The following is a 261-nucleotide window of genomic DNA, read 5'->3' on the forward strand; positions in this document are numbered from 1 at the left end:
AGCTCTTGCAGTTCTTCCTTGATGTGAACCATTGTAAATAAGTCTGGCTTTTTCATTTCCACACAAACATCAACATCGCTGTCTTCGGTCTGTTCGTTTCTCGCCACAGATCCAAAGATTCCAATCTTTGTAATACCATAAGCATCAGCTTTGGTGCTCAGGTATTTGCGAAGTATGGTAATATAATCGTTTGTCGTTTTCATTATCTTTCCATTTTTGCCTCAAATATACGATTTTATTTTTTATGTTCCAAGTTTTTGC

1 protein-coding gene is annotated in these 261 nt (G+C 36.4%); it reads right to left on the reverse strand.

Features of this window, described 5'->3' with window-relative positions; translation table 11 throughout:
* Positions 1 to 203 (reverse strand): nucleotidyltransferase family protein (locus AC2FA3_RS15315; protein ID WP_490510334.1); only part of this gene is annotated, 203 nt, incomplete at its 3' end.
* Positions 204 to 261 lie beyond the last annotated feature (58 nt).

It is taken from the genome of Janibacter sp. CoH_79_TC_3 (genome assembly GCF_058197955.1).